Origin of the sequence: Enterobacter sp. 301B (assembly GCF_003850715.1) — a bacterium.
GTDB lineage: Bacteria > Pseudomonadota > Gammaproteobacteria > Enterobacterales > Enterobacteriaceae > Enterobacter > Enterobacter intestinihominis.
Genome location: NZ_PQTC01000025.1, coordinates 15586 through 29644, shown reverse-complemented (window position 1 = coordinate 29644; position 14059 = coordinate 15586). Strand labels below are relative to the sequence as shown.

Genomic DNA, 14059 nt, shown 5'->3' with positions numbered 1-14059 from the left:
CGCGGATGAACGAACAAACGTCGCCTGCATTTTGGCCCGCCCGGGGAAGTCTCCATGAAGGGCGGGCTTTTGTTCTGAAAGAGGATGTTATTTTTACCGTGCTGGCGCAGGAGGGCGGCATCTCCTGGATGAACGGGCGGCATCCCCAGTCCGGCGGTTCGTTTATTATTGCCACCGCGGTCAGCGATGAAGAAGAGGAGCGGGCAACGCGGCTGCTTAAAAACGAGTTTGCCCTGCGCGATCGACTTCATGACGGCTGGGCTATCCGGCCCGTCGCTTCAACCCAGTACCGCGGACGTTTTGCGCTGGTATACGCGCCGTTCTGCTTTGAACTGCTGGCGTGCCGGGCAGGTAAGGCGATTTCCGGGATCGCCCGCTTTATCGAGATGGCGATCCGCATCTGCGGTCCCCTGCGCCAGATGCATCTGCACAACCTGATCCACGGCGATATCAAACCCGGGTCGATCTTCGTTCATCACGACGCCACCAGCCGTCTGTGCAGCTTTGGTCTTTCCTGCGCCACTTCCGACGCATTCTCCCAGTCCCGGCTTGCCGCGTCTGGCGGCACGCCCGCCTACATGTCACCGGAACACACCACGCGTACCCGGCGCGCCGTCGACAGCCGGAGCGATCTCTACAGTCTGGGTATCGTGCTTTATGAACTTCTGACCGGGCGATTGCCGTTTGAACTGAGCGCTGATGACCAGACTAACTGGGCGCATTACCACATTGCCTCTGAGCCGCTTGCGCCGGGCCGGGTGCGTCCGGACGTACCCGGCATGCTCTCGACCATTATCCTTAAGCTGTTGGAGAAGAATCCGGAGAATCGCTATCAGACCGTCGACGGGCTGATTGCCGACCTCAGGCGCTGCCAGGCGACGCTGACCGCCGAAGGTGAGATCGTCGACTTTATTCCCGGCCAGCAGGATCGCTCTCCGGCGATCCATCTTGCCGATTCGCTTTTCTCTGCGCATCCGCAGGCCAGCGACGTCATCGCCGCGTTTGAGCGGGTCAGCCAGAGCGGTGCGCCGGAACTGGTGACGATTGGCGGTCCGTCGGGGATCGGCAAATCTTCCGTGATCGCCACCACGCTGAAATCGCTGCAACAGCGCAAGGTGCTGCTGGCGGTGGGCAAGGTCGATCAATACTCTCCCACGCTGCCCTACGGCGTGCTGAGTTCGGCGTTTCGGACGCTCACGCTGCACCTGCTCGGGCTGCCAGCCGGGGAGGTGGCGACGTGGAAAATCCGCCTGTCGCGCGCGCTGGAAGGCTTCGAGGAGCTGGCTGTCAGCCTGGTGCCGGAGCTGAATTTACTTCTTGAGAACAAACCGCGTTTCTCTGCGGATACATTTTCCATCGACGCGCGGGCGCGCTTCAGCCATATGGTGCTGGCGCTGGTGAAAACCTTCGCCACACAGGGCGCGCCGCTGGTGCTGCTGCTGGATGATGTGCAGTGGATCGACGCCGCCAGCCTGCAAACGCTCGATCACCTGCTGCGCGCCTGCGGCGCCATCCCGCTGCTGGTGGTGGTGGCGCACCGCGATCTCAGTTCGCTTTCTGATCCCAGCTTGCAGACCGCGCTGGCGAGCCTGCCGGAGGCGGCGCAGCATGCCATGACGATCGTGCCGCAGCCGCTGTCGGTGAAGGCCGTGGCACGCTGGCTCGGGGGGATTTTTCATGCCCGCAGTACCGGCACCTCCGATCTTGCCACGCTGATCCATGAAAAAACCGGCGGCAACCCGCTGTTCGTTCAGGAATTTTTCCGCCGCATCGTCGATGACGGACTGGTGGTGCACAACAAATATCAGGGGAAATGGCATTACGATCTCCAGGCCATCCGCGCCCGGCATTACACCGAGAACGTGGTGACGCTGGTGCTTGAACAGCTCAAGGAGATGCCCGACGAGACGCGCCGCCTGCTGGGCAGCATCGCCTGCCTCGGCTGCACGGGCGAGCTGGAGATGCTGTGCCGCGTGGTGGGGCAGTCGGCGGCGGAAATCCGCTACGCCCTTCATCCGGCGGTTACCGCTCAGCTGATTGTGCTGACGGAGAAAGAGTACGCTTTTACCCACGATCGGGTGCAGGAAGCCGCCTTTGCCCTGCTGGATGAGGGCGAGAAAAGCCATCTGCACCTGACCACCGCCAGCCTGCTGGCGGATGCCGCGCGGCAGACGGCGGGTAACGAACTGCTGTTCCGCGCGGTTCACCACGTCAGCGCCGCGCTGGACTGCATCCAGCCTGCGCCGCAGCGCCAGAGATTCCGTGAGCTGAGCCTCCAGGCCGCGCGGCGTGCGAAGCGTACCGGCGATTACCTTTCCGCCTTAAGTTACATCCAGACCGCCAGAGCGCTGGGGAACGCGGGTCCGGTCTCGGACTTTATGCTGGATATCGAAGAGGCGGGCTGTGAGTTCGCGCTCGGGCACCTGGAGCGCACGCGCGCGCTGTGCGATACGATCCTCGGCTCACCGGGCGGGCTGACGGAGAAAGCGCTGGCCGCTAACCTGCTGGCGGAAGTCTATATGCGCCAGTCGGAGATCCGCCTGGCGCTGGAGGCGTCGTTATGCTGGCTGGGCGTGTTCGGGATCCAGATCAGCCGCTACCCGGAAAATGCCGAATGTGACGAGGCCTGGCAGCAGTTCTGTCAACGCACCGCCGACGCGCCGCAGAACCCGTTTACTCAGCTTAAGCTGATGGAGAGCGCGGAGACCGAAGCGGTAATGAACCTGCTTTACAGCGCCAGTATTTTCGCCAGCTTTACCTGCCCGCGCCTGCACTTTTTACTCCTGTGCCGGATGATGCACCTCACGCTCGATCGCGGCATAACCGGCGCATCCACCACGGCGATGGCCTGGTTTGGCGTGCTGATTGGCCACCGCTACGCCGAATACCGTCTCGGGTTTGAGTACGGCACGCTGGCTCGCGAGCTGGTGAACCGCCACGGCTATGATGCCTATGAAGCTAAAACTCTGCTGCCGCTCGACCAGCTCAGCGTCTGGACCCAGCCGCTGTCGTACACTATCGAGTGCGCCAAGGCCTGCTTTACCTCGGCAGTGACCCACGGCGACATGACGATGGCCTGCTTCGCGGCTTGTCATCAGATCATTAACTTCCTCTCCCGGGGCGATCATCTGGACGGCGTGTTGACCAGCATCGATCGCGGTCTGGCTTTTGTGCGTAAAACGGATTATCAGGACATTGAAACCGTTCTGCACATTCAGCGCCGCTACGTGGAGTTTTTACGCACGCCGGTGACGGGCACATGGAGCGCCGCCCAGGCGCTGCCTGACGATCTGCTGCCCGCACCGCCGGAGCAGGCGCCCGAGCAGACCTCGACCATGCTGTTCTGGTACTGGCTCTATCGCGGGATGGCGCACTTTACCTGCGGCGAATACGCCGACGCGCAGGCGGATTTAGAGAGGGCGGGCTGGTATGCGTGGTCCGCGCCGGGCCATATCCATCTGCTGGATTACCATTTTTACAGCGCGCTGGCGCTCTCCCGCCAGCTCACGCCGGAGACCTTCTCGGCGGATTATCGCCGCAGTATTCATCACCATTACGACAAAATTGCCCTCTGGGCGCGGATCAATCCGGGCACGTTTGCCGATAAAGAGGCGCTGATTTATGCCGAAATCGTCCGTCTGGACGGCATGAACAGCATCGCGCTGGAGCAGTATGAAAATGCGGTGCGGCTCTCGCGGGAGGGCGGGTTTAACCCGAACAATGCCCTGGCCCACGAGCTGGCAGGGCGTTTCTCGCTGGCCTGCGGCTACCCGACCGCCTCCGACGCCCATTTCCGCGGTTCGATTGCCGCCTGGGGCCGCGCCGGGGCGCAGGCCAAGGTGCGTCAGCTGGAGCAGGATTTCCCGCATCTGCTGGCCTCCGGGCAGAGCCGCGCGTACGACACCGTGGCATTTGCCCAGAACGAGGTGATCCGCGATTTACAGAGCGTCATCAAAGCCTCACGCGCCTTGTCCGAAGAAATCAACCTCGAGCGTTTAATTGAAAACCTGATGACGCTGCTGCTTGAACGGGCCGGGGCGCAGCGTGGCCTGCTGCTTCGCGTCAGCGATAATCACATCCCGGAGATCGAAGCCAGCGCCTGGACCAGCACCGACGGGGTGCGGGTTCGCATCCTGAAAGAGACACCGATGGCGACGGACATGCCGCTGTCGGTGCTGGCCGCGGTGATCCGCACCGGGCAGGAGATCCGCACCGGCAAACCGGAGGAATTTCACCCGTTCAGCCAGGATCCTTATCTGGTGACATCCGGCGCCGCCGTGATGTGCGTGCCGATGTTCAAACAGGCGCGACTGGTGGGGGTGCTGTATCTGGAAAACCGCCTGATGCCGGAAGTGTTTACCGCCGAACATTCGCGCGTGGTCAGCCTGCTGGGCGCGCAGGCGGCGGTTTCGCTGGAGACGGCACGGCTCTACGCCGAGCTGCTGGCGGAAAACATCCACCGCCGACGGGTGGAGAAAGAGCTGCGCGCCAGCCAGACCTCGCTGATGCTGGGTGAGCAGATCAGCCATACCGGCAGCTGGCGCTGGGAGCTGGTGCAGGATCTGATGTTTATGTCCGAAGAGTACGCCCGTATTCTTGGCCTGCCGGAGCAGCAAAAGATGATCTCAATGGCGGAGTTTTTGACCTTCGTGCATGAGGATGATTATGGCCGGATTGGTAACCTCGTTAATCAGAGCGTGCGTGACGGGCTGTCGATGCGCGCGGAGTTTCGCATTATCCGCACCGACGGCTCCGTTCGCTACATTCTCGGGATTGGCGATCCGGTGGGCGTGGGCAGCGAAGTGAATGAGTATTACGGCATCATTACCGACATCACCAGCCAGCGGGCGGCGGAAGATGCGATGCGGGTGGCGCAGGCGGATCTGGCGCGAGTCTCACGGGCCACCACCGTCGGGCAACTCACCTCCTCGATCGCGCACGAGATCAACCAGCCGCTGATGTCGATTGTCTCGAACGCCGGCGCGAGCCTGCGCTGGCTCAACCGCGATCCGGCGCGGCTGGACAAAGTGCGAGAGGGGCTGGAGGAGATCGCCGCCGAGGGCGAGCGGGCAGGGGAGATCATCCGCAGCATTCAATCTCTGACGCGCAAACAGGACCCCACGTTTAGGCGCATCGATCTGCACTTCCTGATCCACCACATCATTATGCTCTCCCGCAGCGAACTTGAGCTGCGACACATAAGCGTTGATTATCTCCTGAACGCTGACGACAGCTTTATCATCGGCGACAGCGTGCAGATCCAGCAGGTGCTGCTTAACCTGGTGATGAATGCGATGGAAGCGATGGCGGAAGTGACGGATCGCCCGTGCAGCATCACGATCGCCACCGCGAACTGCGCCGAAGGGAAGGTGATCTTTGAGATCGCCGATACCGGCAGCGGCATTGAGCCGGAGCTCACCGAGCGGATCTTTGACTCGTTCTATTCGACCAAAGCGCAGGGAATGGGGATGGGGCTGACCATCAGCGCCAGCATCATTGAACGGCACCGGGGAAAACTGAGTGCGCGCCGCAGAGAGCCGTACGGCACGGTGTTTACCTTCGCGTTGCCGCTTGCCGGACAGGAGGCGTAACGGTTATTCCGCTGGCTGATGTTTGGTCAGGCGCTCGACGGCCCTGACCAGCTCGGCCACGGAGCGGACCTGCATTTTCTCCATCACCCGGCGGCGGTGTACTTTCACCGTAATCTCACTGACGCCCAGCTCGGCGGCGATCTGCTTGTTGAGCTTGCCGCTGATGGCAAGCTCAAGCACCTCATGCTCGCGCGGCGTGAGGGACATGTGGCGCTGTTTCAGGGCGTAGTGCTCTTTGACGCGGGCGGCGTTGTGCTGTGCCAGCCTGAGCGCGGATTCGATAGAGCCAATGAGGGCGCTGGATTCAACGGGTTTAGTGAGAAATTCGTAGGCCCCGCCTTTGATCGCCCGGACGGACATAGGGATGGTGCCGTGACCGGTGAGAAAAATGATCGGTATTTCTCGCCCGTTGGCTTTCAGCGCATCTGCGACATCAAACCCGGTGATCGTGGGCATTTGCATATCGAGGATCACGCAGGAGGGCAGATCCTCAAAGGGATGGCTGAGAAAGGCTTCTGCTGAGGAAAAGCCAAGGGCGTGTATATCCGCTGATTCCAGCAGCCCAACAACGGACTGCCTGACTGCATCATCGTCATCAACCACATAAACAATGTGTTCCATTCACCGCCCCGGTGTGATCAGTAAACCATCGAGAATAAAATGCGCCTTTTTGAACGTAAGCGACTGTTTGCTATCCTCATTCATACTAACACATTAATAATTATTATCATTCGGCAATATGAAGATGATATGAAAGTGTAATAAAAATGTGGCGAATTGGTTAGGATCGGAACGCTGTTTTTAGAGACCTTTCCGGCTGCGAAGCCAGTGCGTGACACAGGCGATATTCATCCTGAGCCACGATGTTTTGTGTGAGGACGCCGACGGGTAAAACAGGCTACACTCTGATTTTGAGCGCGACAAGCTGAGGACATAACGATGCACTACACACTGAAAAGCAGTGACGATAAAGAAAAAGCGGAAGGAACAAGCGGCGCGGGCGCTCTACAGCAAAAACTGCTGGAATCCCGTTCGATTGTCATCTCCGGTGAGATCAACCAGGAGCTGGCCCAGAAAGTCATCACTCAGATGATCCTGCTGCAAAGCGTCAGCAACGATCCGATCAAGCTGTACATTAACAGCCAGGGCGGCCACGTGGAAGCGGGCGACACCATCCACGACTTCATTAAGTTTATCCGACCGGAAGTGCACGTCATTGGCACCGGCTGGGTGGCAAGCGCCGGGATCACCATCTTCCTGGCGGCGAAAAAAGAGCACCGCTACTCGCTGCCGAATACCCGCTTTATGATCCACCAGCCGCTGGGCGGCGTGCGCGGTCAGGCAACGGATATCGAAATCGAAGCGCGCGAGATTATCCGCATGCTGGAACGCGTAAACAAACTGATTGCTGACGCCACCGGCCAGCCGCTGGAGAAAGTGAAGAAGGACACCGACCGTAACTTCTGGATGTCACCGGCGGAAGCGCTGGACTACGGCATCGTGGGCAAACTGATCACCCATTATGACGAGCTGAACCTGGATTAAGTTTTAGCCCGCGCGTGCGTCGGGTGACGGCTTCGCCTTACCCGACCTACGCGCGCTCGATTGACCCATGACAAGTTCCCCCCTGGCTGTCTCTTCTATAATCGCGCCTGTCTCCCCTCTCACTGGTGCTAACCATGGCGTATCAACTGAACCTCGACTGGCCGGAATTTCTTGAGAAATACTGGCAAAAACAACCCGTTGTGCTGAAAAATGCCTTCCCGAATTTTGTCGACCCCATTACCCCTGATGAACTGGCGGGTCTGGCGATGGAGCCGGAAGTCGATAGCCGCCTGGTAAGCCATGCTAACGGCAAGTGGCAGGCGAGCAATGGCCCGTTTGAGCATTTCGATAACCTCGGTGAAACCGGCTGGTCTCTGCTGGCGCAGGCGGTGAACCACTGGCATATGCCCGCCGCAGAGCTGGTGCGTCCGTTCCGCGTCCTGCCGGACTGGCGTCTCGATGACCTGATGATCTCCTTCTCCGTCCCGGGCGGCGGCGTTGGGCCGCATATCGATCAGTACGATGTGTTTATTATTCAGGGGATGGGTAGCCGTCGCTGGCGCGTGGGTGACAAGCTGCCGATGCGTCAGTTCTGTCCGCATCCGGCCCTGCTGCACGTCGATCCGTTTGAGCCAATCATTGACGAAGATCTGGCCCCGGGCGATATCCTCTATATTCCGCCTGGATTCCCGCATGACGGCTTCACCCATGAAACCGCGCTCAACTACTCTGTCGGTTTCCGCGGGCCGAACGGTCGCGATCTGATTAGCAGCTTTGCCGATTACGCGCTGGAAAACGATCTGGGTGGCGAGCACTACAGCGATCCGGATCTGACCTGCCGCGAACACCCGGGCCGCGTGGAGCAGTACGAGCTCGATCGCATTCGCCAGATGATGATCGACATGATTAGCAAGCCGGATGATTTTACAAAATGGTTCGGCAGCTTCGTCTCCACGCCGCGTCACGAGCTGGATATTGCCGCCGCCGAGCCGCCGTATTCCGCAGACGAGGTGCTCGACGCGCTACAAGGGGGCGAAACGCTTTCACGCCTGAGCGGGCTGCGCGTGCTGAACGTCAACGGCAGCTTCTTTATCAACAGCGAACAGCTGGAGACGGCGGATGTGAACGGGGCGGACGCGCTGTCCCGCTACACCCAGCTCGGCCAGGCCGAACTGGGCGATGCGCTGAATAATCCGGCGTTTGTGGAAGAGCTGACCGGATTAATTAACCAGGGATACTGGTACTTCGACGAGTAACAGACTGCGGCGTTTAGTCAGACTAAACGCCGCTACGTTCAAACCAGCATATTACAGGCCTTCCAGTAGTTCAGAAGCCGCTCATCGTCGCGCTCTTTTTCCGCTTTAATTTTCATCGCCTGGGCGAGATTTTCTCGCGATACCTCATGGCCTTTTTGCACGATGTCTAAGACCGCTTCACCAAGAGCCAGCGAAATTTCTGTCCGATTGTTGCGAATCGTCATAAATACCTCCTCGTTGGTTGCGATACTTTAATTATGAACGGGAAATAATCAGTCGCTAATAATTAATCTTATTCTTATTTTTTTCAATTCGGCGCTAAATAGACATAATATTCGGTTCTGTCAATGATGTTTCAAAATGCTAATACGCATTTCAGGTCCGAATTTATGCGCTACAGTTAATTTCGTGCAACAGGCAAATAACCGAAACAGGAGAATGAATATGGTAGATAAAAGCGCAATTAAGGATCACACTCAGGTTGTCGCCAGCTGCGGAACGCATGTCGGGGTTGTGGACCATCTTGATGGTGAGCGTATCAAGCTTGCAAAGAGCGACCCGGAATCAGGCGGCAAGCACCACTTTATTCCTCTCGGCTGGGTCGATAAGGTCGAAGATAATAAAGTTGTCCTGACCAAAAACCATAAAGAGGTTTTTGCTGAGTGGCAGGAAGCATAAATATATTTCTCGTAAAGAAATATACGCCTTCGCTCCGGCTTTGTCCGGAGCGTAATAGTGTCTGCGCCCGGTGATTGCTGCCATGGCAAATGAATGGTACTGTTTTGCCTGTCCTTTCCCCGATGCAGGTTCCGAATTATGCTCCAGAGTGAAAATACATCAGCGAAGCGCATATTTTTTGTTGAGGATTTTCAAATATTCGGCGAGCGCTACGGCATCGACTACCGTTTCCCGCAGCTAAAAGATGAGCAGGTCAGCGGCAGCCCCGTGTTGCAGGGGAATGTTGAAGAGATGACGCTCTCGTCCGGCATTTCACTGACCCATTCCGACGTACGTGTATTACAGCCCTATGAAACCACCTCTCGCCACAGCAGCCCGCTTTATATGCTGGTGGTGCTGGAAGGGTGCGTGACGCTCACGCTCAATGGTATCGATTATCCCGTCCGCCCGGGCATGGCGTTCAGCTCGCGTCTGAGTGAAGATCAGGTGATGAGCGCGCGTCACGATGCTGACAGCACGCTGAAAACGCTCTCGTTTGGCGTGTACCCGCACGATGCCGGACGTGAAGCCCTGCTTGAGTCGCTGCTACTGGAATGGCAAAGCCTGAATACCCCCGCGTTTGTCTGGCACGTTCCCGAGTTTGTGATGTCAGGCATTCAGCATGCACAGCGGCAGGGGGGAAGCGTGCTCTCGCGTAAGCTGTTGCTGGAGGGGCTCATGTACCAGCTGCTCGGCCACGGCCTGAACCAGTGCCAGCTGCCCTGTCCGAGCCGCCCTGAGCATGCGCGTCTGGAACGCGTCCGGTGCCTGCTGGAACAGTCTCCTGAATGTGACCATACACTCGCGCAGCTGGCAGCCCTTGCTGCCATGAGCCCAAGCAGCCTGCGCAGCAAGTTCCGTCAACGCTACGGCTGCACACTCTTCGATTATCTCCGCGACTGTCGCCTTGCGCTGGCGCGTCGCTATCTGCTGGAAGGCCACAGCGTACAGCAGGCGGCGTGGATGTGCGGGTATCAGCATGCCACCAACTTCGCCACCGCGTTTCGTCGTCATTACGGGATTTCACCGGGTGACGTGCGCAAACTCCGCTAACGTAATTTTGTCCATCGCGCGAACGTATCCCGTGCGGTTTAGCATCGCGCATACATAACCTGGCGGCGCGCATAGCTGTTTGCACCCTCAAAAAGGTAATAATTCTTATTAACAATAAGAAATATCTCTGGAGAGGGTTATGTTTGCTAAATCGCGTCTGGCACTGCTGGTGGGATGGGTTACCGGTAGCGTCGCTTTTCCTTTACTGGCGCAGGATGCCCAAAAAACTGACACCGTGGTGGTGACCTCGCAGATGCAGTCTGCGGCCACCAAGCTTGAAACGCCGGATATTGAAACCCCGCAATCGGTCTCTATCGTCACCCGCGAGCAGTTCGAAGAGCAGGGCGCAACCAGCGTGCGTCAGGCCGTGAGCTACACGCCGGGGGTCTACAGCAACCAGATTGGGGCATCAAACCGCTTCGACTACATGGTGCTGCGCGGCTTCTCGGACGGCAGCCTGGACAACGTCTACCTCGACGGACTGAAGATGATGGGCGACACCAATTCCCACAGCTCGCTGGTGGTTGATCCGTGGTTCCTGGACAGTATCGAAGTCGTGCGCGGCCCGGCCTCCGTGCTGTACGGTCGCTCATCGCCGGGCGGCATCGTGGCGCTCACCTCCCGTAAGCCATCGTTCGATCCGGGCGGGGAGATCAAGCTCTTCGCCGGTAACAATAACCAGCGTGGGGCGATGTTCGACGTCACCGGCCCGGTTGATGATAACGACCGCGTGGCGGTACGCCTCAGCGGGATGACCCGCTATGCCGATTCCCAGTTCGATCAGCTCAAAGAAGAGCGTTACGCGCTGATGCCGAGCCTGACCTGGCGTATCACCGATAATACCCGTCTGGATCTGATGGCCTACCTGCACCGCGATCCTGAAGGCGGCAGCCACTCCGGCCTGCCGTATGAGGGCACCGTCGTGCCGCACAGCGGTAAGAAAATCTCCAACACCTTTTTTGAAGGTGAAGACGATTACGACAAGTACGATCGTCGGGAAAACATGGTCGGTTATAACATCGAGCACCTGTTTGACAGCGGCTGGGCCGTGCGTCAGAAGCTGCGCTACCTGCACACCAAAGTCGAGCTGAACCAGGTGTATGCCGCAGGCTGGCTGAACGACACCGAGCTGAACCGCGGCTATTCCGGCTCCGACGAGAAGATGAACGCCATCACCCTGGATAACCAGGTCGACGGCAGCTTCGATACCGGCGAGGTGAACCACCGAGTGCTGATCGGCATGGACTACCAGGACCGCACCAACAACGTCACCGGCTACTACGGCGGCTTCCCGCCGATTGACGCTTTCCATCCTGCTTATGGCGCGAAGCCGGACTACATCACCCAGTACAGCAGGGAAAAGCATAAGCTGCGCCAGACCGGCTACTACCTGCAGGATCAGATGTCCATTGACCGCTGGCGCCTCACGCTGGGTGGGCGTTACGACCAGGTAAGCGTGTCGAACGTCGACAACTTCAACCATACCCGCAGCGATCTGGATAAAAACAACTTCAGCAGCCGCGCGGCGCTGCTGTATCTGTTTGATAACGGTGTCGCGCCGTACGTCAGTTACTCCACCGCCTTTACGCCGACCAGCTTTGCCGACGAGCAGGGGAATATCCTGGATCCGATGAAGGGCAAGCAGTGGGAAGCGGGCGTGAAGTATGAGCCGGAGGGGATGAACAGCCAGTTCAGCGCCTCGGTGTTCCGCATCAACCAGAAGAACATTGCCACTAAAGAGGAGCCGACCGATCCGTACCGTTCCATCGGTGAAATCGAATCCGAAGGCGTTGAGCTGGAGGCGATTGGACAGCTGACCGACAGCCTGCGCATGCAGGCGGCCTACACCTATACGGATATTCGCTACAAGAAGAGCAGCCCGGAAGAGGAGGGCAAGCGCGCCGTCTATGCCCCGCGTAACATGGCCAGCGCCTGGCTGAGCTACGACGTCAAAAGCGGCCCGCTGGACGGCCTGACCGTCGGCTCCGGCGTGCGCTATGTCAACGGGATCGCCAGCGATCGTCAGAACACCCATACGCTACCGTCATACACCCTGGTGGATATGGTCGTGGGGTATGACCTGTCGAAAGTGGGGCTCACGGGCGTGAGCGCGCAGTTGAACGTCAATAACCTGACGGACAAAAGCTACGTTGCGGCGTGTAATTCGCTCTCTTACTGCTACTTCGGTGCAGAGCGCAGCATTGTCGGCAGCGTTTCGTGGACGTTCTGAGTCGTTAGCCAATGCCCGGTGGCGCTGCGCTTACCGGGCCTACGGGATCGGTTTTCACCCTCTCCCTGTGGGAGAAGGCCGGGGTGAGGGCAACAGGCCGCACTACCCCTCCATCGCAATCACAATCGCCTCACCCATCTTTTTCAACGCCTCGCGATGTTTATCCGTCGGCGGCAGCGCCACGTTGATCCGCAGACAGTTGCGGTACTTACCGGAGGCGGAAAACAGCGACCCGGCCGCAGCCTGGATTTTGAGACGGCACAGCTGCTTGCTGACGCACACCATGTCGACCGTCTCCGGCAGCTCGACCCACAGCAGGAAGCTGCCCTGCGGGCGGGTAACGCATATCTCTGCCGGAAAATACTGCCGCACCCAGCAGGTATAGGTCTCCATATTCTGCTGATAAATCTGGCGCATGCGCCGCACGTGGCGATGGTAATGGCCGTCGCGAATAAACGCCGCCACCGCCATCTGCGTGCCCGGCACGTTAAACCCGCCCGCGGCGTATTTCATGTGCATCACCCGGTCGTAATAGCGCCCCGGCACAATCCAGCCGACGCGCAGCCCGGGCGCCACGGTTTTGGTAAAGGAGCTGCAGAGGATCACGCGGCCATCAATGTCCATCGAGTGAATGGTGCGCGGGCGCGGGTACTCTGCGGCCAGCTCGCCGTAGATATCATCCTCCACAATCACAATATCGTGCCGCTGGGCGAGCGCCAGCACCTGCTTTTTACGCGCTTCCGGCATGATAAACCCGAGCGGGTTATTGCAGTTGGGGACCAGGATCACCGCTTTGATCGGCCACTGCTCCAGCGCCAGCTCTAACGCCTCGATGCTGATCCCGGTCTCGGGATCGGTAGGTATTTCAATCGCCTTGATGTCGAATCCGCGCAGCATCTGCATGGTGCCGTGAAACGACGGCGACTCGACCGCCACGATGTCCCCCGGTTTGCACACCGAGAGCAGGGCGATCGACAGCGCGCCGTGGCAGCCGTTGGTGATCACAATCTCGTTTGCCGCCACGGTGGAGCCGCCGTCCAGCATCAGGCGGGCGATCTGCTCGCGCAGCTCCAGACGACCATCGAGCACGTCATAGCTCAGCATTTCGCCAGGGTTATGCTGCGCAATGCGGCTCATCTCGCGCCACAGCGGCTTCAGGCTCGGCTGGTTGATGTCCGGCGAGCCGCCGCCAAAGGAGATCATCTCTTTGTCGGCGCGGGCGTCCAGCAGCATCATCACCTCATCCCACTGGGTGACGTCCACGGGGCGCTGCACCGGGCGCGTCATCGCCGGTACGGGCGGCTGCGCTTTGCGTTTCGAGACAAAATAACCGGAGCGCGGCTGGGGCGTGATCAGCTGGAGATTTTCGAGGATCTGGTAGGCCTGCTGTATGGTGCTGATACTCACGCCGTGTTCCTGGCTCAGCGTGCGTACCGACGGCAGACGTTCGCCGCTGCGATACAGCCCTTGTTCGATACGTTCCGCCAGTAGGTTGGCCAGATGTTGATAGCGCGTCATGCTGTATCCTTTGTTTTCACCATACAGATTATTAAACCAGTACAGACTGGTGGGTAAAACGCCATGCAGATACCGTTTTAGCGGATCTGTATGGTAAACAAAAGCAGTTTTTGAATCTGTATTGTACTGGCCGTTTTCCATGATGATAA

The 14059-nt window shown here is 58.9% G+C and carries 9 protein-coding genes; 6 read left to right on the top strand and 3 right to left on the bottom strand.

Features of this window, described 5'->3' with window-relative positions:
* Positions 1–5: 5 nt before the first annotated feature.
* On the top strand, positions 6–5591 hold the full coding sequence (locus C3451_RS20530; RefSeq protein ID WP_045621750.1) for an ATP-binding sensor histidine kinase: 5586 nt from the start codon (positions 6–8) through the stop codon (positions 5589–5591).
* Between the two features lie 3 nt (positions 5592–5594).
* Here the strand turns inward: C3451_RS20530 and C3451_RS20525 are convergent, their stop codons facing one another.
* A complete protein-coding gene (locus C3451_RS20525; RefSeq protein ID WP_022646926.1) occupies positions 5595–6212 on the bottom strand; it encodes a response regulator in 618 nt (205 codons plus the stop codon).
* A 318-nt stretch (positions 6213–6530) separates the two neighbouring features.
* Between C3451_RS20525 and C3451_RS20520 the strand changes: the two genes are divergently transcribed.
* Together C3451_RS20520 and C3451_RS20515 are read left to right on the top strand one after the other, a co-directional pair.
* Positions 6531–7136, top strand: a complete 606-nt coding sequence (locus C3451_RS20520) for an ATP-dependent Clp protease proteolytic subunit (RefSeq protein WP_022646928.1) — start codon at positions 6531–6533, stop codon at positions 7134–7136.
* 134 nt (positions 7137–7270) lie between these two features.
* Positions 7271–8392, top strand: coding sequence for a cupin domain-containing protein (locus C3451_RS20515; protein WP_045307858.1), 1122 nt, complete (start codon positions 7271–7273; stop codon positions 8390–8392).
* Between the two features lie 38 nt (positions 8393–8430).
* Here C3451_RS20515 and C3451_RS20510 read toward each other — a convergent pair whose 3' ends face one another.
* Positions 8431–8616: a hypothetical protein gene (locus tag C3451_RS20510; RefSeq protein ID WP_010427252.1), complete on the bottom strand. Its 186-nt coding sequence runs from the start codon at positions 8614–8616 to the stop codon at positions 8431–8433.
* A 220-nt stretch (positions 8617–8836) separates the two neighbouring features.
* Between C3451_RS20510 and C3451_RS20505 the strand changes: the two genes are divergently transcribed.
* The 3 genes from C3451_RS20505 (at position 8837) to foxA (ending at position 12392) form a co-directional block, all read left to right on the top strand.
* On the top strand, positions 8837–9070 hold the full coding sequence (locus C3451_RS20505) for a DUF2171 domain-containing protein (protein WP_003863067.1): 234 nt from the start codon (positions 8837–8839) through the stop codon (positions 9068–9070).
* A gap of 138 nt (positions 9071–9208) precedes the next feature.
* Entirely contained in the window at positions 9209–10162 is a 954-nt protein-coding gene (locus tag C3451_RS20500; RefSeq protein WP_023305384.1) for an AraC family transcriptional regulator, read from the top strand.
* A 121-nt stretch (positions 10163–10283) separates the two neighbouring features.
* Complete coding sequence (gene foxA, locus C3451_RS20495; protein WP_114138783.1) at positions 10284–12392, top strand: ferrioxamine B receptor FoxA; 2109 nt, start codon at positions 10284–10286, stop codon at positions 12390–12392.
* 102 nt (positions 12393–12494) lie between these two features.
* Here the strand turns inward: foxA and C3451_RS20490 are convergent, their stop codons facing one another.
* On the bottom strand, positions 12495–13910 hold the full coding sequence (locus tag C3451_RS20490) for a PLP-dependent aminotransferase family protein (protein ID WP_022646932.1): 1416 nt from the start codon (positions 13908–13910) through the stop codon (positions 12495–12497).
* Positions 13911–14059: the final 149 nt, after the last annotated feature.